Origin of the sequence: Microbacter sp. GSS18 (assembly GCA_029319145.1) — a bacterium.
Lineage (GTDB): Bacteria > Actinomycetota > Actinomycetes > Actinomycetales > Microbacteriaceae > Microbacterium.
This window is the reverse complement of sequence record CP119753.1, coordinates 1,953,418-1,972,116: the sequence shown is the minus strand read 5'-3', so window position 1 is coordinate 1,972,116 and position 18,699 is coordinate 1,953,418. Positions and strand designations below refer to the sequence as shown.

Sequence of the window (18,699 nt, the reverse complement as noted above, 5' to 3'; positions counted from 1 at the left end):
CAGCAGCGCGATGGGGGGGCCGGCGTTCCGGCCTCCCCATCGCCGTCTCACCCGTGCGGAAGACACGGCGCACGCGCGCCTATCTTCCGCCCAGACCCCTCACTAGGATCGGGAACCATGAAGCTCGAGCTCCGCGGAATAACCAAGCGGTTCGGCAGCCTCGTCGCCAACGACAGCATCGATCTGGTCGTCCAGCCCGGCGAGATCCACTGCCTTCTCGGCGAGAACGGCGCAGGCAAGTCGACCCTCATGAACGTGCTGTACGGGCTGTACCAGGCCGACGAGGGGCAGATCCTGCTCGACGACCACGTGCAGCGCTTCGCGGGCCCCGGCGACGCGATGCGGGCCGGCATCGGCATGGTCCACCAGCACTTCATGCTCGTCCCCGTCTTCACCGTCGCCGAGAACGTCATGCTCGGCCACGAGGAGACGCGCGCCGGCGGTCTGCTCGACCTCGAGAAGGCCCGCGCCCATGTGCGCGAGACGGCGGCGCGGTTCGGCTTCGACATCGACCCCGACGCGCTCGTCGAGGACCTCCCGGTCGGCGTGCAGCAGCGGGTCGAGATCATCAAGGCGCTCTCCCGCGATGCGCGCGTGCTGGTCTTCGACGAGCCCACCGCCGTGCTCACGCCGCAGGAGACCGACGAGCTCATGGAGATCATGCGCCAGCTCAAAGAGACCGGCACCTCGATCGTCTTCATCACCCACAAGCTTCGCGAGGTCCGCGAGGTGGCGGACCGCATCACCGTGATCCGGCTCGGCAAGGTCGTCGGCGAGGCCTCGCCGGGCGCCACCAACGCCGAGCTCGCCGAGCTCATGGTCGGTCGCGCGGTCGAGCTGACCGTCGAGAAGGACGAGCCGAAGCTCGGCGACAAGGCGCTCGTCGTCGAGAACCTCACCGTCGTCGACGCGAACGACCACATCGTCGTCAACGACGTCAGCTTCGACGTGCGGGCGGGCGAGGTCGTCGCGATCGCCGGCGTGCAGGGCAACGGGCAGACCGAGCTCACCGACGCCCTCCTCGGACTCGAGCACCGCGTCACCGGATCGATCACGCTGAACGGGCACGAACTTCTCGGCTCGAGCGTGCGACGCATCCTCGACGCCGGCGTCGGGTTCGTCCCCGAGGACCGCACCGAGGACGGCCTCGTGGGCGCCCTGACGGTCGCCGAGAACCTCATCCTCGACCGCACCGTGGGACCGCCCTTCGCACGCGGCGGCAGCCTGCGTCTGGGGCTCATCCAGGAGTTCGCGCAGGAGAAGTTCGAGGAGTTCGACGTGCGCGCCCCGGGCATCGACGCGCCGGTGCGCACGCTGTCCGGCGGCAACCAGCAGAAGGTCGTGCTCGCGCGAGAGCTGAGCCGCGAGCTGTCGCTCCTGGTGGCTGCCCAGCCCACGCGCGGCGTGGACGTCGGGTCGATCGAGTTCATCCACAAGCGCATCATCGAGACCCGCGACGCCGGGGTGCCGGTCGTCGTGGTCTCCACCGAGCTCGACGAGGTCAGCGCCCTCGCCGACCGCATCATCGTCATGTACCGGGGTCGCATCGTCGGCATCGTTCCCGGCGACACTTCGCGCGCCGACCTCGGACTCATGATGGCGGGCGAGCGCCCGAGCGAAGGAGCGGCCGCGTGACCGACAAGCAGGCGACCGTCCCGACAGCGGACGGCCCCGGATTCGAGGAGTCGGGCGAGCCGTCGCGCTGGCACAAGGCCTTCCTGCAGATCACGCAGGGCAACGCGATCATCTCGGTGCTCGCGGTCGTCCTCGCCCTGCTGGTGGGCGGCATCCTCATCGCCGTCACCGACGAGGACGTCCAGGCGGCGGCCGGATACTTCTTCTCACGACCCGGCGACACCTTCGCGGCGATCTGGAGCTCGGTCGCCGGCGCCTACAGCGCGCTCTTCCAGGGCGCCGTCTACAACTTCGGAGCACCGAGCTTCGCACGCGGCATCCGCCCGCTCACCGAGACCCTGACGTTCGCCACGCCGCTGATCGCGGCGGGCCTCGGCGTCGCGCTGGCGTTCCGCATCGGAATGTTCAACATCGGTGGTCGCGGACAGATGCTCATGGCCTCGGCCGGTGCCGGCTGGGTCGCCTTCTCGTTCGACATGCCGTGGGGCATCCACATGCTGGTTGCCCTCGCCGTCGGCATGCTCGCGGGCGCCCTGTGGGCGGGCATCGCCGGCGCGCTCAAGGCGTGGACCGGGGCGCACGAGGTGATCGTCACGATCATGCTCAACTACGTGGCCTTCTACCTGATCTCGTGGATGCTGCGCACGCCCGGGCTGCTGCAGGCGCCGGGGTCGAACAATCCCAAGACGCCTCCCATGAAGGACACCGCGGTCTTCCCCGAGCTGCTGGGCAACCAGTACAACCTGCACTTCGGGTTCATCCTCGTCATCCTCGCGACGGTCTTCGTGTGGTGGCTGCTCGGCCGCTCGAGTCTCGGCTTCCGCTTCCGGGCGGTGGGGGCGAACCCCCAGGCGGCCCGCGTGGCCGGCATCAACGTGCCGAGGACGTACATCTACGGCATGCTCATCGCCGGCGCACTCGTCGGCCTCGCCGGCGTCGCACAGGTCCTGGGAACCGTCACGACCGGCTTCGGCGCCGACATCGACGCCGGCATCGGCTTCGACGGCATCACCGTCGCCCTCTTGGGACGGTCCACGCCGTGGGGGACCTTCGCCGCGGGCATCCTGTTCGGCGCGTTCAAGGCCGGCGGGTTCTCGATGCAGGCTGCGCAGCAGATCCCCATCGAGATCGTCACGGTGGTCCAGGCGCTGATCGTGCTGTTCATCGCCGCCCCGCCGCTGGTGCGCACGATCTTCTTCCTGCCGTCGCCCGAGCGCGACAAGAGGCGGCGTGAGAAGGCGCGGAAGAAGCAGCTCAAGGCCGAGGCGGAGGCGACGTCATGACCCTGACCCGAACCGACGGGGCTGTCGCCCCGGAGTCCCCCGAGACCTCGGTCGCGCGCTCGTGGAAGGCGCCCATCGCGCTGACCGTGTTCACCGCGCTGTACATCCTGCTGATCACAGCGGCGCCCCGCTCGGGATCGACCGGCTTCCGGCTCTCGTCCGGGTCGGACGCGATCCAGATCCCCACGATCGTCGTGCCCGTGGTGGGCACGACCGTCGTCGTGGCCATCCTGCTCGCCGTCATCACGGCGCTGTCGGCCGTGTGGGTGACGCGCCGCGACAGCACGCCGCTGTGGCTCATCATCGTCTACATCCTGGTCGCCATCATCGGATTCCTGACGTGGGCGGCAGCCGGAGCCGAGCTGCCGATCGTCGGCCTCGTCGCCGGTGCCGTCGGCCTGTCGATCCCGCTGATCTACGGCGCACTCGCCGGCGTCATCGGCGAGCGCGCCGGCGTGGTCAACATCGCCATCGAGGGCCAGCTGCTCTCGGGCGCCTTCAGCGCGGCCGTCGTCGCCAGCATCACCGGCTCGCCGTGGTTCGGTCTGATCGCGGCCATGGTCTCGGGCGCGCTCGTCGCCTTCATCCTGGCGGCATTCTCGATCAAGTACCTGTCCGAGCAGGTGATCGTCGGCGTCGTGCTGAACGTCCTCGTGATCGGCCTGACCAGCTTCCTGTACTCACAGGTGCTGCGGCCCAACGCCCAGCTGCTGAACACGCCGCCGCGCTTCGAGCGCATCAACATCCCGATCCTCAGCGAGATCCCGGTGATCGGGCCGGCGTTCTTCCGCCAGACGATCATCGTCTACCTCGTCTACATCGCCGTCGCCCTGGTGTACGTCGGCATGTTCCACACCAAGTGGGGCCTGCGGCTGCGCGCCGTCGGCGAGCACCCGCAGGCGGCCGACACCGTCGGCATCCGGGTCAATCCGACGCGGTTCTGGAACGTCATCCTCGCCGGCTCGATCGCGGGGCTCGGCGGCACCGTCTACACGATCGGCGCCGGCATCGCCTTCAACAAGGAGATGACCGCGGGCGCCGGCTTCATCGCCCTGGCTGCGGTGATCTTCGGGCAGTGGGATCCCATCCGCGCGACCCTGGCGGCGCTGCTGTTCGGCTTCGCGTCGAGCCTGCAGAACTCGCTCAGCGTCATCGGGTCGCCCGTGCCGAGCGAGTTCATGCTGATGCTGCCGTACCTCGTGACGATCTTCGTCGTGGCCGGTGTCGTCGGGAAGTCGCGGGCCCCCGCCGCCGACGGCAAACCGTACATCAAGGGATGACCATGGCGAAGAACAACAGGAGCGGCAGCGTCGGAACCAGCGACGACATCGACTGGGACGAGCTGCGCGCCGTCGCCGTCGAGTCGATGCACCGTGCTTACGCGCCGTACTCGCGCTACAAGGTCGGCGCGGCCGCGCTCGTCTCCGACGGCCGCATCGTGACCGGCTGCAACGTCGAGAACGCCTCGTACGGCGTGGGGCTGTGCGCGGAGTGCGGCCTGGTCAGCGACCTGCAGATGTCGGGGGGCGGCGAGCTCGTCGCCTTCGTGTGCGTCAACGGCCACGAAGAGACGATCATGCCGTGCGGCCGCTGCCGGCAGCTGCTGTACGAATTCGCGATGCCCGGCATGCTGCTCGAGACCGTGTCCGGCATCCGCACGATCGACGAAGTGCTCCCCGACGCGTTCGGGCCCAAGGACCTCGAGGACGCGGCCCGATGAGCGCGGTCGAGCCGTACGACGCGGTCGACGTCATCCGCACCAAGCGCGATGGGGGAGCGGTCGGCGAGGGGGCCCTGCGCTGGATGGTCGACGCGTACACGCGCGGCTACGTCGCCGACGCGCAGATGTCGGCGTTCGCCATGGCGGTGCTCCTCAACGGCATGGAGCGCGACGAGATCCGCGTGCTCACCGACGCCATGATCGCCTCGGGCGAGCGCATGAGCTTCGCAGGCCTCGGCAAGCCGACGGTCGACAAGCATTCCACCGGCGGCGTGGGGGACAAGATCACGCTGCCCCTCGCGCCGCTGGTCGCATCGTTCGGCGTCGCCGTGCCCCAGCTGTCGGGCCGGGGCCTCGGCCACACCGGCGGAACGCTGGACAAGCTGGAGTCCATACCCGGGTGGCGGGCGGCGCTGTCCAACGAGGAGCTGTTCGCGCAGCTGCGCGATGTCGGCGCCGTGGTGTGCGCGGCGGGGTCCGGCCTCGCCCCGGCCGACAAGAAGCTCTACGCGCTGCGGGACGTCACGGGCACGGTCGAGGCGATCCCGCTCATCGCCTCGAGCATCATGTCGAAGAAGATCGCCGAGGGAACCGACTCGCTCGTCCTCGACGTCAAGTTCGGCTCGGGCGCCTTCATGACGGACGTCGACCGCGCTCGCGAGCTGGCGCGGACGATGGTCGCGCTCGGCACCGATTCGGGCGTTGCGACCACCGCGCTGCTGACCGACATGAACACGCCGCTGGGCCTCGCGATCGGCAACGCCAACGAGGTGCGCGAGTCGGTCGAGGTCCTCGCCGGAGGCGGACCGGCGGACGTCGTCGAGCTCACCGTCGCGCTCGCGCGCGAGATGCTGACGCTCGCCGGTCACCCCGACGCCGACGTCGAGCAGGCCCTCTCGGACGGGCGTGCGATGGACACGTGGCGCGCGATGATCCGCGCCCAGGACGGCGACCCGGACGCGGCGCTGCCCGAGCCGAACGAGTCGCACACGGTCACGGCGGCCGCCGCCGGATATGTCACGCGCATGGAGGCGCTGCCCTTCGGCGTCGCCGCGTGGCGGCTGGGTGCGGGCCGCGCCCGCGCGGAGGATCCCGTGCTGCACGCTGCCGGCATCGACCTGCACGTCAAGCCCGGTGATGAGGTCGCCGCCGGACAGCCGCTGTTCACCCTGGTCGGCGAGGATGCCGCCCGGTTCGATCGTGCGCTCGATGCCCTCGAGGGCGCGTGGGAGGTGGGGGCCGCCGCCCCCGACGCCGCGCCGCTCGTGCTCGAGCGCATCACGGCCTGAGCCGTTCGACGCATCCCACCCGCATCCGCACCCGACCGAGGAGAACGCAACATGGCCATCGACCAGAACGGTGACGCCGTCCTGCAGGGGGTCTCCATCCGGAGCCTTCCCAAAGTCTCCCTCCACGACCACCTCGACGGCGCGGTGCGACCCGCGACGATCATCGACCTCGCCGATGACGCGGGTCTCGACGTCCCCGAGGACGACGCCGACGACCTCGCCGACTGGTTCGCCGAGAAGAGCGACTCGGGCTCGCTCGTGGAATACCTCAAGACGTTCGACCTCACCACGGGCGTCATGCAGACGCGCGAGGGACTCACGCGCATCGCGCGCGAGTTCGTCGAGGACCTCGCCGCCGACGGCGTCATCTACGGCGAGGTCCGCTGGGCTCCCGAGCAGCACCTGAGCGGCGGTCTCACGCTCGAGGAGGCCGTGGACGCCGTGCAGGAGGGGATCGAGGAGGGCGAGGACGCCGCCGCGGACGACGGCGTCGACATCCGCGTGGGTCAGCTGATCACCGCCATGCGCCACACCGACCGATCCCTGGAGATCGCCAAGCTCGCCGTCGACTGGCGGACGCGCGGTGCTGTCGGGTTCGACATCGCCGGGCCCGAGGACGGCTTCCCGCCCTCGCGGCACCGCAAGGCGTTCGACTACCTGGCAGCGCAGTTCTTCCCCGCGACGGTGCACGCCGGGGAGGCGGCCGGGCTCGACTCCATCCGCTCGGCGCTCATCGACGGCCGCGCGCTGCGCCTCGGACACGGGGTCCGGCTCGCGGAGGACCTCGAGATCGTCTCCCGGGAGGGCGAAGAGGTCTTCGTGCAGTTCGGCGACTTGGCCCGCTGGGTGCGCGACCGCGAGATCCCGCTCGAGCTGTCGCCGTCGTCGAACCTGCAGACCGGCGCGATCGCGCGGTGGGGTGAGAACATCGAGGACCATCCGTTCGACCTGCTGTATCAGCTCGGCTTCGCCGTGACCGTCAACGTCGACAATCGCACGATGAGCCGCACGTCGCTCACGCGCGAACTCGCGCTGCTCGCGTCGACCTTCGACTACGACCTCGACGACCTCGAGGTGTTCCAGCTGAACGCCGCCGCCGGAGCGTTCCTGCCGGTCGAGGAGCGCGAGGAGCTCATCGAGCTGATCGGCGAGGGCTTCGCCCGGTAGCCGCGTCTTCGCGCGCAGAACTCCACGGATCACGAGCCGGTAGCGGTCGGTGCCGACCGTGAGCGCCCCGGATCGCACGGATCCGTGGAGTTCCGCACGGCTGGGCGCCGGTGCGAGAGGATCAGCTTCAGGCTCGCCAGGACGGCCTCGCGCCGGTAGAGGATGTCTTCGGCGATCGGACGGATCGGGTGTAGCCGAGTTCGGCGGCGTGGATGTCGCGTCGGCGGTAGCGCTTGTGCGCGTCCCAGCCGTCGTGGTGGGCCTGGCTGTCGCATTCGATGATCAGCCAGCCATCGACGACGACGTCGACGCGGCCGACGCCGGGCACCACCACCTGCAGCTCGACCGAAGCGCCGAGCGACCTCAGCATCAGGCGCATGATCGACTCGGCGCCGGACTCGGAACGCCGGTCGAGCAGCGCGCGCAACGGGTGGTAGCGCCGGGGGAGGCGCGCGAACACCGAGGCGATGCCCGCCTCGTCGACGAGGCCGTGATGCCAGGCGCTGTCGAGTGTCGCAATGGCGTCGCGCGGCTCCTGGCACCGCACGGCTTGGGCGAGTGCCTCGACGAGGTCGGCCGCGAGGGCTGCCGGAGCGGCGCATGACTCGCGCCAGTGGACGACCGCGTCCGCCGGCCGCGCGGGCAGACGGGTCGTGCCCGGAGTGAGCTGCAGGTGCAGTCCGTGGCGGCGGCGCACGAACACCCCGATCGCGGCGAGCAGCGACACGCAGTCGAGCCTCCCGCCGAGCCGTCCGGCGTCGGACAGCGCAGGGTGGATGTCGGCGCGGGCGTACCGGCCCTTCCGCAGGCGCAGCAGCTCGCCGCAGTCGACGAGCCGCGCCGCCTGGCGCCTGTCGATCCCTTCCTCGGCGAGGTCGGACGGCCGCATCGTCGTCGCCGGAAGGATGAGCGGCGCCTGGGTGGAGGGGGCGAACATGTCCCCAGGAAACGTTGTTCTCCGGTGGCGCGGCGCGCGAGCCGCACGTCGGTGGACAGCGGGCCGAGGCGCCCGCCTGTGGAGGAACCGGCAGGATCCGGCCCGGGGTCGCAGAACTCCACGGATCTTCGCGCGCCACGGCCGATCCGGGCCGATCTCTGCGGTTCCGCAGCCGGATCCGTGGAGTTCTGCGCCGCCGACAGCGCGGCGCCGGTCGGCGGCTCAGACGCGGGCGACGCCGGGGTGGGTCTCCAGGTACGCCTCGAAGGCCTCGGCCGACGTCTTGGCGGGTGTGTACCCGAACTGCGACTTGAGCGCGTCGTTGGCGAGCACGGGGCGGTAGCGCAGGAACCCGACCTGCTCGGGTCCGTGCACGGTCAGGCGCAGCGCGCGACCGATGCGCAGCGCCGCGGCCAGCAGCGCCGGCGGCACCGTGATGGTGGGTTTGCCCAGCCGCTCCGACAGCTCGTGCACGGTGACGCGCCCGTCGCCGGCGACGTTGTACACGCCGGCGGGGCCGTCGGTGGCCGCACGGGCCATGGCGCCGGCGACGTCGTCGACCCACACGAACACGAACGGCGAGTCCGAGCCGCGGATGGCCAGGATGCGCGGACCGTCCCACAGCGCCGTGATCTGATTGCGCACGGTCGGGCCGAGGATCGTGCCGATGCGGAACACGACCTGCTCGAGCTCGGGGTGCGCCTCGCGGTAGCCGCCCAGCAGCTGCTCGACGAGCCGCTTGTGCTTGGAATACGGGAACTCGTCGTTGCCGCGCACCGGATCGGACTCCCGCAGCCACTCGGGATTGTCGGGGTGGTAGCCGTACGCGGCGCCGGACGAGGACACCACGATGCGCCGCACGCCGTGCTCGACGCACGCCTCGAGCACGTGGCGCGTGCCCTCGACGTCGACGAGGCGCTCCATATCGTGATCGCGGCCCGGGTTGACGATCGCGGCGAGGTGGACGACCACGTCGATGTCGTGGCGCTCGAGGACCGGGCCCACGCTCTCGGCGAGGGTGACGTCGCACTGGTCGTACACGACGTCCTCGACCGGATGCTCGGGCTCTCGCACGTCGCCGGCGACCACGAGGTCGACGTCGTCGCGCGCGGCCAGCGCGGCCGCGACGTGGCTGCCGAGGAATCCGGCGCCGCCGGTGATGAGGACGCGCGTCATGCTCCTGCCTCCGTGCTCCGACCGCCGCTCAGGGCGTGACGGCTGGCGTCGCCCTTGACCGACCCGGTGCGGCGACGCGTGTGACGCCCCCACAGCGTGGCGACGACGAGACCCGCGATGATGTCCCAGATGCCCCACCAGCCGGCGACGATCGCCATGCCGCCGAGTCCGCCGAAGAAGGCGAACACCAGGCCGAGCCCGAGGCCGGCGTTGCGGATGCCGACCTCGAACGTCATCGCCTTGCGCTCGCGCGTTCCGAGTCCGCCGACCACCGCGGTGCCGTAGCCGATCGCGAGGGCGACGGCGTCGTGGATCGTCACGACGAGCAGGATGATGCCGAGGAACGCGATGAAGTAGCTCCAGTTGCCGACGAGGGCGGCGACGATGAAGCCGAACAAGGCGAGCAGCGAGAACCAGCGGACGAAGGGCTGGGTCTTCTTCGAGAACGCGGGGAAGCGTGCGCGGATCGCCAGCCCCAGCAGGAACGGCAGCCCGATGATGAGGAAGATGTCCAGCAACATCTGCCAGGGGTTGAGCTCGACCGTCTCGAGCAGCGTGCGCGCGGTCGGATGCAGCGATCCCCAGAACGCGATGTTCAGCGGCAGCATCACGATGTACAGCAGGTTGCCCACGGCGGTCATCGACACCGACAGGGCGACGTTGCCGCCCGAGCGGTGGGTGAGCACCTGCGAGATGTTGCCCGGAGGGCAGCTGGCCACCAGGATCATGCCGAGCGCCATCGAGGGGGTGACCGGCAGGATGAGCGTCAGGCCGAAGGTGACCGCCGGCAGCACGACCAGCTGCGCGAGGATCGCGATGAGGAACGGCTTGGGCTTGCGCGCGACGACCTTGAAGTCCTCGATGGTGGTGTCCAGCGCGATGCCGAACATGATCAGCCCGAGGACGACGTTCAGCAGCAGCAACGACCCGGGGTTGAAGTTCAGCAGGACGTCATCGGGATTCATGCCCGTGCCTTCGTCTTCTCCTGCGGATTCACGCGCAGGGTGATCTCGAGGTCGCGGCGTCCGCGCCGCCACGATACGAAGCGACCGCCGTGCGTCGTGCCTGCCTCGGCGTCGCTGTCCCCGTCGCGGCGCAGCTCGTCGGTCGCGTGGCGGACCGCGCGGCGGTAGGCGTCCTTGTTGACGTAGTACGACATGCGCTCGAGCCCGAGGTACTTGTAGCCGCCGGTGAGGTCGGGCCAGTCGCCCTCGGCGACGCGGCGGCGGAATGCCGCCGCGCGCTCGGGGTGGTGCTCGAGGGCCGCGATGTATTCGGCGATGAGCTCGGCCTGCTCGTAGCGGCCCTGCCAGCCGATGCCGGACGCCTCGATCATGCCCATGACGTAGAGCCCGTTGAAGTCGGGCGTGAAGGCGTTGAGGTACAGGTTCGGGCTCATGCCGGTCCAGTTCAGGTGGGCCTTGTCCACGAACGGGTAGTCGAGCTTGTAGCCGGTGGCGAGCAGGATCATGTCGTACTCGCCGGAGGAGCCGTCGCGGAAGTGCACGGTGTTCCCGTCGAACCGGTCGATGTCGGAGCGGATGCCGAGATCGCCCTGTCCCAGGTGGTTCAGGATCAGCGTGTTCACGATCGGGTGGGACTCGTAGATCTTGTAGTCGGGCTTCGGGAACCCGAAGTGCACCGGGTCGCCGGTGAACGCCTGAAGCACGCGCTTGTCGATGAACTGCTTGATCGGGGCGGGCAGCGGCCGGCCCTGGTTGAGCGTGTCCGAGGGCTTGCCGAACAGGTAGCGCGGCACGAAGTAGTAGCCGCGGCGCACGCTCATGTCGACCGACTCGGCGTGGTGGACGGCGTCGACGGCGATGTCGCAGCCGGAGTTGCCCGCGCCGATGATCAGCACGCGCTTGCCGGTGAGCTGCGTGGCGCGCTTGTACCGGCTGGTGTGCATGAGCTCGCCGGCGAACTCGCCGCGGAAGCTCGGCACGTTCGGCTCGGCGAGCGTGCCGTTGGCGAGGATGACGCCGTCGTAGCGCTGCTCGAGCTCGCCGCCCGGGCCCGAGGCCCGCAGCGTCCACCCGCCGTCGGGGCCCGGATCGAGCGCGGTCACCTTCGTGTCGAAGCGGAACCGCCCGGTCAGCCCGAAGTGATCCGCGAAGTCGCGGAAGTACCGGATGAGCGTCCGGTGACTGGGGTAGTCGGCCGTGGTGTCCATGGGGAACTCGGCGAACTCGGTCGTGGTGCGCGACGAGATCAGGTGCGCGGACTCATACATCGTGGACCGCGGGTTGTCGATGTCCCACAGTCCGCCCACGCCCTGCGACGCCTCGAATCCGTCGAAGGCGATCCCGGCCTTCTGCAGCGCGCGCGCCGCAGACAGTCCCGACGGCCCCGCGCCGATGATGGCAAAACGGCTCTCCATACGTCCTCTCCGCACGTCGTCGTGCCGGCGTTCGGTGCCGACCCCAGGGAAGAACCCTAAGCGTTATACGGGATTAACTGAAATCCGTTTGTGGGGTCGCTACATCCACAGTGCCAGGATGCCCCGTACGAGCACCACGGTTGCGCCAGCCCACGCGATGGCGAGCATCGCAACGCGCGCGATGCGCGCGGGCACGAACCGCACCAGGAGCGTGCCGAGCAGGATGCCCAGCACGGTGGCTCCGACCAGCAGCAGGACGTCGGGAGCGGGCGTCACGGGAAGGCCACGCAGTGCGACCGAGATGGCGCTGAGCACCGCGAAGATCACCTGGGCGCTCGCGGCGAACCGCCGCTGATCCCATCTGTCGCCCACGGCGTAGGCGGCCAGCGGCGGACCGGAGAGCCCGCTCGCGACATGCATGAAGCCGGCCGAGGAGCCCGCCACGACCGCGCCCATCCGCCCCTGGAGCGACGCCGACAGCGCCGGGATCCATCCGGCGACGAGGGCGAAGTAGGCCATGGCCGAGATGAGCAGCAGCAAGGCGGCGTCGGGGAGGATGCTCACCAGCAGCGCGCCGAACGGCGCCGCGACCAGTCCGGGCCAGATCAGCCACCAGGCGCGCCGCCAGTCCACGGAACGCCACACCAGCGGAATCGCCGCGAGCGAGGCGACCAGGGCGAGCAGGACGCCGATCGTCACGCCCTCGAACGGGCCGTACAGCAACACGATCGGGCCGACGAGGACGAGCATGAAGCCGAGGCCGGTGATGCGCTGGATGAGCGCGGACACGAACGCGGCGACGGCGGCGAGAGCGAGGGTCACGAGCGTCCACCCTAAGCGACGCCCGTGACCCTCCCCGACTCAGCGGTCGAGCTGCTCCTGCCGTTCGGCGACGACCGCGGTGATGCGGTCGAACAGCGGATGCGACGGCTCGAGCCCGGTCACCTCCGCGGTCAGCGTCGCGGCGTCCTGCTCGCGGAGCATCCGCTGCAGGTCCACCGACTGCGCGTCCTCGGGGTCGTCGAAGGCCAGCGCGGCGCCGATCGCCTCGACCAGCGCGTCGACCCTCAGGCCCCGCTCGGCGGCCTCGGCGGCGGGGCCCACGAACCGCTCGTGGCGAGACAGCTTGCGCAGCGGCTGCCGGCCGACACGCCAGACGGTGTCGGGCAGCGCCGGATTGCGGAAGCGCCCGAGGATCGTCGACCGGTACTCGGCGAGCTCGTCCACGGCCAGGCCGTGTTTGGCGGCCAGCAGAGCCGAGGTCTCCTCGAGCGCCGCGGCGACGTGCGCGGCGATGGCGGGCGCGGCCAGGGCGTCCGAGATGCGGTCGATACCCGCGGCGGCCCCGAAGTACGCCGTCGTGGCGTGGCCGGTGTTGACGGTGAAGAGCTTGCGCTCGATGTACGGGGCGAGGTCGTCGACGAAGTGGGCGCCCGGGATGTGGGGCGGCGCGTCGCCGAAGGGCCCGGATTCGATGGCCCACTCGTAGAAGGGCTCGACGGTGACGTCGATGCCGGCCCCCGGCGGCTGGGCCGGGACGATGCGGTCGACCGCGGTGTTCGCGAACACCGCGCGCCCCGCCAGCGCATCCCACGTCTCGCCGGCCTGCGCCTGCATCTCGTCGCGCAGCGCATCGGTGGCATTGATCGCGTTCTCGCACGCCATCACCTGCAGGGGCGGCGCCGTGGGGGAGCGCAGCGCGAGACCGGCGACGATGTGCGGTGCGACGAACTTCAGGATCGTCGGGCCGACGGCCGTCGTCACCACGTTCGCGGTGGCGATCTCGTCGGCGACCGCCTGCGGGTCCTCGCCGCTGTCGACGGCGCGGAAGCCGGTGACCTCGCGGTCGCTCCCGCCCTCGCCGACCTCGTGCACGGTGTAGGACGATTCCGCGTTGATCGCCTTGACCAGCGGAGAGGCCACATCCGAGAACACCAGGTCGTATCCGCCGTCGTGCAGCAGCAGTCCGACGAAGCCGCGGCCGATGTTGCCGGCGCCGAAGTGGACGGCCTTCATCACACGCCCGCCGCCGAGACGATCTCGTACAGCTCCTCGGGAGTGCCCGCCGCCTTCAGCCGCGCGACGTCGTCCTCCTCCGAGAACAGGATCGCGATCTGCGACAGGATCTCGAGGTGCTCGTCGCCCTTGCCGGCGATGCCGACGACGAACGTGACGTGCTCGCCGTCCCAGTCGACGCCGCCGTCGTAGCGGACGATCGACAGGGCCGACTCGAGGATCTGGTCCTTGGTCTCGTTGGTGCCGTGGGGGATCGCCAGCTCGTTGCCCATGTAGGTCGAGACGGTCTCCTCGCGCTGCATCATCGCGTCGAGGTACGCGCTCGTCACGGCTCCCGCGGACTCGAGGATGCCGGCGGCCTCGGCCATCGCCTCCTCTTTCGACGCCCCGCCGGAGTGGATCCGGACCTGACCGAGCGTCAGAACATCACGTGCCATTTCTCTCGCCTTTCGTCGTTGGGTGGATGAGAGGGCTGCGGAGCCGGGGGCGTCGCGCCGTCCCGGCTCCGCAGCGGCTCGTGCGGCCTACGCGCCGCTGGCGTGCTGCTCGCGCACCAGCTCCACGACCTCGTCGTACTTCGGCGAGTTCATGAAGTTGTCGACCGACACGTGGATCGCGTCGGGCTGCTTCTGGCGTGCCCGGTCGGTGAGCTGGTTCTGCGTGATGATCAGGTCCTCGGACCCGTCGAGGTTCGCGACCGCCTTGTTGACGACGGTGACGTCGTCGATGCCGATCTTCTTGATCTTGTTGCGCAGGACGCTCGCACCCATGGCCGACGATCCCATGCCCGCGTCGCACGCGAACACGATGGACGACACCTTGTGGACCGTGACGGTGCCGCCGCTGAGCTGCCCGCCCGTCTCCGCCTCGGTCTCGAGCTTGGCGACGGCCTCCTCGGCCTCGCGCACCGCTTCGCGGTCCTTGCCGTCCGAGGCGCGGAGCGCGTCCAGGGCGGCCGAGGACTTGCCCTTGTTCGCCTCGGTCTGCGAGATCGCGGCCGAGAACTGATCGCCTTCGGCGAGCAGGTCCCGCTTGCGCGAGGCCCGCAGGATGACCGCCGTGATCAGGAACGTCACGGTCGCGGCGAGGATCACCGACAGGTACACCACCATCAGGTTTCCGACGCCTGGCCCGATGCCGGCGAAGGTCACCGCGATGATGCTTCCCGGTGCGGCCGGGAATGCCAGTCCGCCGCCGAGGAGCATGTTCGTGGTGACGCCGGTCGCGCCGCCCGCGATCAGGGCCAGCAGCGTGTACGGCTTGCTCAGCGCGTACGGGAAGTAGATCTCGTGGATGCCGCCGAAGAACTGGATGATGATCGCGCCGGGGGCCGAGGCCTTCGCAGCGCCGACACCGAAGAAGGTGAAGGCGAGGAGGAGGCCGACACCGGGGCCGGGGTTGGCCTCGATGAGGAACAGGATCGACTTGCCGGTCTCCGCAGCCTGCTCGATGCCCAGCGGTGTGAACACGCCGTGGTTGATCGCGTTGTTGAGGAACAGGACCTTCGCGGGCTCCACGATGACCGACAGCACGGGCAGCAGGTTGTAGTCGACCAGCCAGGCGACGATGACGCCGAGGAAGGCGCTGATGCCGAGCATGATGGGGCCGAACGCGAAGAACCCGACGATGGCGAGGATCATGCCGAGGATTCCGGCCGAGAAGTTGTTGACCAGCATCTCGAAGCCGGGCTTGATCTTGCCGTCCCACAGGCGGTCCATCCACTTGGTGACCAGAGCCGCGAACGGTCCCATGATCATCGCGCCGAGGAACATCGGGATGTCGGTGCCGACGATGACACCCATCACGGCGATCGTCGCCACGACGCCGCCTCGCTCGCCGTAGACCATGCGGCCGCCGGTGTTGGCGATGAGCAGCGGCAGGAGGTAGACGATCATCGGGCCGACGAGACCGACGTAGGCGAAGAAGTTGCCGTTGTCGCCCTCGGCGAGCGCCAGCATGGCGCCGTCCCAGCCGATCTGCGCCGCGTCGCCGCCGCTGCCGAGGATGTCCGACACCGGGTACCAGTGCCAGCCGAACGGGCTGTTCGGCCCGAGGAATCCGGACGGGATGAAGAGCATGGTGATGAAGCCCCATGCGATGAATGCCGCGATGTTCGGCATGATCATGCCCGAGAGGAAGGTACCGAAGCGCTGGATATGGACCTGCGCCTTCTTCCCCGCGGTTGCTGACGACGTTGTCATTGCTGTGTCTCCTTCACTCGGGTCGCGGCCTCTTGTGCCGCGGATCGGGCCGACGCCGCGCCATCGGCGGCGAGGGCTGCTTCGGCGATGCGCTGTGCATCGTCGAGGGTGTGCTCGAGCAGGGTCGCCCGAACGTCTGCGAGGGCCGTGGGGGCCATGGACAGGCTCGTCGCGCCGAGGCCGACGAGGACGACGGCCAGCAGCGGGTCGGCCGCGGCCTCGCCGCAGATGCCGACGGGCTTGCCGTTGAGGCGTCCGGCCGAGCCGGTCGCCTGCACCAGGCGCAGGACGGCGGGATGCCACGGGTCCTGGAACGACGCGACCGAGCCCAGGAGCCGGTCGGCGGCCATCGTGTACTGGGTGAGGTCGTTCGTGCCGATCGAGGCGAAGTCGGCGTGGGCCAGGATGCGGTCGGCCAGCAGCGCCGACGAGGGCACCTCGACCATGACGCCCGCGGTCTTGATGTCGTACTCGCGGGCGAGGGTGACGAAGTACTCCGTCTCCTCGACGGTGGCCACCATCGGCGCCATGACCCACAGGTCCGCCTCGGTGGCGGCATCCGCCTCGGCGAGCGCGGTGAGCTGCTCGCGCAGGATGTCTTCGCTGGCACGCAGCGCCCGCAGGCCCCGCAGGCCCAGGGCCGGGTTCTCCTCGTGGGCGTCGTTGAGGAACGCCAGCGGCTTGTCGGCGCCGGCGTCCAGCGCCCGCACGACGACCTTCTTGCCGGGGAACGCCTGCAGCAGCTTGGTGTACGCCTCGCGCTGCTGCGCGACGGTGGGCGCCTGGTTGGCGCTCAGGAAGAGGAACTCGGTGCGGAAGAGGCCGACGCCCTCGGCGCCCAGCGCCACCGCCTCCGCGGCCCCGTCGGCGTTACCGAGGTTGGCCAGCAGCGGCACGGACGTGCCGTCGGCCAGCGCCCCCGGGGTGAGGGGAGCGGATGCCGCGGCGGCGCGTGCCGCGGCGCGCGTCTGCGCCCGGTCGAGCTCGTCGGCGGTCGGCTCGGTCGTCACGACGCCGGCGGCGGCGTCGACGATCACGGTCTCGCCGTCGGCGAGGCCGGTCGCGGTCGTCGCGCCGACGACGGCGACGATCGCCTTCTCACGGGCGAGGATCGCGGTGTGCGACGTGGGGCCGCCCTCGGTGGTCACCAGCGCCAGGACCATGTCGAGGTCCAGCAGTGCCGTGTCGGCGGGGGCGAGGTCCTTCGCGACGAGCACGAACGGATGTCCGGGCTCCGGAACGCCGGGCGCCGGGACGCCCCGCAGGCGCGCGATCACGCGCTGGGCGACGTCGTCGAGGTCCGCGGCGCGCTCGCCGAGGTATCCGCCGAGCGCCGTGAGCTGGTCGCGGAACGACGCGAACGCGTCGAACACCGCGAACTCGCCGGTCTTGCCCGCGGCGATGCGCGTGCTCACCTCGTCGGCGAGCGTCGGGTCCTCGGCCATCATGGCCTGGGCCTCGAGCACGTCGCGCGCCGCGCCGCCGGCCTGCTCGCCGCGCTGCTCGAGCTCGCGTGCGACGGCGGCGACCGCCTCGGTCACGCGGGCCTTCTCCTCGTCGGCGCTGCGCGTGCTCGGCTCGTCGGCCGGCGCGGGCAGCGGCTCGGCCATGCGGGCGACCGGGCCCTGCGCGACGCCCAGTCCGATTCCGACTCCTCTGATCTCGGCCATGGTCACTCCTCGTCGTGGTCGGTGGACAGCAGTTCTGCGAGCGTGTCGAGCACCGACTCGGCAGCGTCGCCGTCGGCGGTGAGGGTGACGTAGTCGCCCTGCTCCGCGCCGATGGAGATCACGCCGAGGATGCTCGCGGCGTTGACGGGTGCACCGGAGCCCTTGGCCACCGTGACGGGGATGCCGGCATCCCTGGCGGCCTGGGCGAAGAGCTTCGCCGGGCGGGCGTGAAGTCCGTGGGACGATCCGATGCGTACGGTCCGCGAGGCGGGCATGGCATGACCTCTCTGTCTGGGGCGGTTCTGTTCTGTTATGGCCGGCGACGGTGCGCGTCGGGTCTAGGTCATCCCGAGCGCGGCCTGCACCAGCGCGAGGGTCCGGCTGCCGTCGAGATCCTGGAAGACGTCGTCGGGCAGCAGTACCACCGTCGTGCCCCGCTGGGCCGCGTCGTGCCGGATGCGCTCGAGCGCATGCGACATGTGCGGCCCCACGAGGACCACGTCCGCGGCGTCGAGGTCGATGGGAAGCGACTGCTCGGTGCCGGCGAACGCGGAGTAGGCGAGCCCGACGGCGTGCGCGGCATGCCGCACTCGCTGAGCGACGAATGTGCTGGACGCACCGGCGCCGCACACCACCAGGATCCTCATCGACCCGCCTCCTCTTGAACCTCATTCTTGTGAGTTACCTGGGAGGGGACAACCAGGTGTGTTTCCGCGGGGGCGGAAACAGACGCGGCCCCCGGAGACTTTCCGGGGGCCGCGTCGCGAGAGGTGCAGGTCAGCTGAAGAACGCGTTGGCCTTCTTCGTGTAGAGGATGATGAGCCCGATGAGCGGCAGCAGGCTCGCGCCGATCGTCGCCCACAGGCCGAAGCCGTCGACGCTGAACCACGCGACGATCGCGAGGATGATGTCGATCACGAACACGATCGCGAGGATCGTCCGCGAGGTGTTGCTGCCGCGGAAGAGTCCGAGGCTCACCGCGATCGTGATGACACCGAGGATGATGCTCGCCCACCCCGCCCACGAGAAGATGTGGAAGATGCCGCTGATGATCGTGAAGAGCCCATTGAGCCACGCGATGATCGCGACGAGGGTGACGCCGAACGGTCGTTGACCTGCCATGTGTGCTGTCCTCCGGGTGCCGGGAGCGGAATCGCCGGTCGGGACGCCGGCGAGGTTCACGCTAGCGCTCCGGGCATGGGAGTGGTACCGATCCACGCCGTGC

At 70.1% G+C, this 18,699-nt stretch carries 18 protein-coding genes; 6 read left to right on the top strand and 12 right to left on the bottom strand.

Annotation, left to right across the window (positions count from 1 at the left end; translation table 11 throughout):
* The first annotated feature begins 117 nt into the window (after positions 1-117).
* Genes P0L94_09240 through P0L94_09215 form a run of 6 tightly spaced genes read left to right on the top strand, consistent with a single transcriptional unit; the run spans position 118 to position 7,094 of the window.
* Complete coding sequence (locus tag P0L94_09240; GenBank protein ID WES66248.1) at positions 118-1,635, top strand: ABC transporter ATP-binding protein; 1,518 nt, start codon at positions 118-120, stop codon at positions 1,633-1,635.
* Positions 1,632-2,918, top strand: coding sequence for an ABC transporter permease (locus P0L94_09235; GenBank protein ID WES66247.1), 1,287 nt, complete (start codon positions 1,632-1,634; stop codon positions 2,916-2,918). Before P0L94_09240 ends, P0L94_09235 begins: the two co-directional genes overlap by 4 nt.
* On the top strand, positions 2,915-4,198 hold the full coding sequence (locus P0L94_09230; GenBank protein ID WES66246.1) for an ABC transporter permease: 1,284 nt from the start codon (positions 2,915-2,917) through the stop codon (positions 4,196-4,198). The genes P0L94_09235 and P0L94_09230 overlap by 4 nt, the downstream gene beginning before the upstream one ends.
* Positions 4,199-4,200: 2 nt before the next feature.
* Positions 4,201-4,638, top strand: a complete 438-nt coding sequence (locus tag P0L94_09225; GenBank protein WES66245.1) for a cytidine deaminase — start codon at positions 4,201-4,203, stop codon at positions 4,636-4,638.
* Complete coding sequence (locus P0L94_09220) at positions 4,635-5,927, top strand: thymidine phosphorylase (protein WES66244.1); 1,293 nt, start codon at positions 4,635-4,637, stop codon at positions 5,925-5,927. The genes P0L94_09225 and P0L94_09220 overlap by 4 nt, the downstream gene beginning before the upstream one ends.
* Before the next feature lie 51 nt (positions 5,928-5,978).
* Positions 5,979-7,094 (top strand): adenosine deaminase, encoded by a 1,116-nt coding sequence (locus P0L94_09215; GenBank protein ID WES66243.1) that lies wholly within the window; start codon positions 5,979-5,981, stop codon positions 7,092-7,094.
* 127 nt (positions 7,095-7,221) lie between these two features.
* On the opposite strand, the gene P0L94_09210 is transcribed toward P0L94_09215, so the two are convergent.
* From P0L94_09210 to P0L94_09155, 12 genes are all read right to left on the bottom strand, one after another.
* Complete coding sequence (locus P0L94_09210; GenBank protein ID WES66242.1) at positions 7,222-8,031, bottom strand: type IV toxin-antitoxin system AbiEi family antitoxin domain-containing protein; 810 nt, start codon at positions 8,029-8,031, stop codon at positions 7,222-7,224.
* Positions 8,032-8,253: 222 nt separating this feature from the next.
* A complete protein-coding gene (locus tag P0L94_09205; protein WES66241.1) occupies positions 8,254-9,207 on the bottom strand; it encodes an SDR family oxidoreductase in 954 nt (317 codons plus the stop codon).
* Positions 9,204-10,172 carry a bile acid:sodium symporter family protein gene (locus tag P0L94_09200; GenBank protein WES66240.1) on the bottom strand — a complete coding sequence of 323 codons (969 nt, stop codon included), beginning with the start codon at positions 10,170-10,172 and terminating at the stop codon, positions 9,204-9,206. The genes P0L94_09205 and P0L94_09200 overlap by 4 nt, the downstream gene beginning before the upstream one ends.
* Positions 10,169-11,587 (bottom strand): NAD(P)/FAD-dependent oxidoreductase, encoded by a 1,419-nt coding sequence (locus P0L94_09195; GenBank protein ID WES66239.1) that lies wholly within the window; start codon positions 11,585-11,587, stop codon positions 10,169-10,171. The genes P0L94_09200 and P0L94_09195 overlap by 4 nt, the downstream gene beginning before the upstream one ends.
* Positions 11,588-11,686: 99 nt before the next feature.
* A complete protein-coding gene (locus P0L94_09190; protein ID WES66238.1) occupies positions 11,687-12,409 on the bottom strand; it encodes a TSUP family transporter in 723 nt (240 codons plus the stop codon).
* 39 nt (positions 12,410-12,448) lie between these two features.
* Positions 12,449-13,603 (bottom strand): mannitol-1-phosphate 5-dehydrogenase, encoded by a 1,155-nt coding sequence (locus tag P0L94_09185; GenBank protein ID WES66237.1) that lies wholly within the window; start codon positions 13,601-13,603, stop codon positions 12,449-12,451.
* Positions 13,603-14,040: a PTS sugar transporter subunit IIA gene (locus P0L94_09180; protein WES66236.1), complete on the bottom strand. Its 438-nt coding sequence runs from the start codon at positions 14,038-14,040 to the stop codon at positions 13,603-13,605. Before P0L94_09180 ends, P0L94_09185 begins: the two co-directional genes overlap by 1 nt.
* A gap of 87 nt (positions 14,041-14,127) precedes the next feature.
* Positions 14,128-15,804 carry a PTS mannitol transporter subunit IICB gene (locus tag P0L94_09175; protein ID WES66235.1) on the bottom strand — a complete coding sequence of 559 codons (1,677 nt, stop codon included), beginning with the start codon at positions 15,802-15,804 and terminating at the stop codon, positions 14,128-14,130.
* Entirely contained in the window at positions 15,801-17,474 is a 1,674-nt protein-coding gene (gene ptsP / locus P0L94_09170; GenBank protein ID WES66234.1) for a phosphoenolpyruvate--protein phosphotransferase, read from the bottom strand. The genes P0L94_09175 and ptsP overlap by 4 nt, the downstream gene beginning before the upstream one ends.
* Positions 17,475-17,476: 2 nt before the next feature.
* A complete protein-coding gene (locus P0L94_09165; GenBank protein WES66233.1) occupies positions 17,477-17,749 on the bottom strand; it encodes an HPr family phosphocarrier protein in 273 nt (90 codons plus the stop codon).
* Positions 17,750-17,812: 63 nt separating this feature from the next.
* Positions 17,813-18,121, bottom strand: coding sequence for a hypothetical protein (locus P0L94_09160; protein ID WES66232.1), 309 nt, complete (start codon positions 18,119-18,121; stop codon positions 17,813-17,815).
* 130 nt (positions 18,122-18,251) lie between these two features.
* Positions 18,252-18,596, bottom strand: a complete 345-nt coding sequence (locus P0L94_09155; GenBank protein WES66231.1) for a hypothetical protein — start codon at positions 18,594-18,596, stop codon at positions 18,252-18,254.
* Positions 18,597-18,699: the final 103 nt, after the last annotated feature.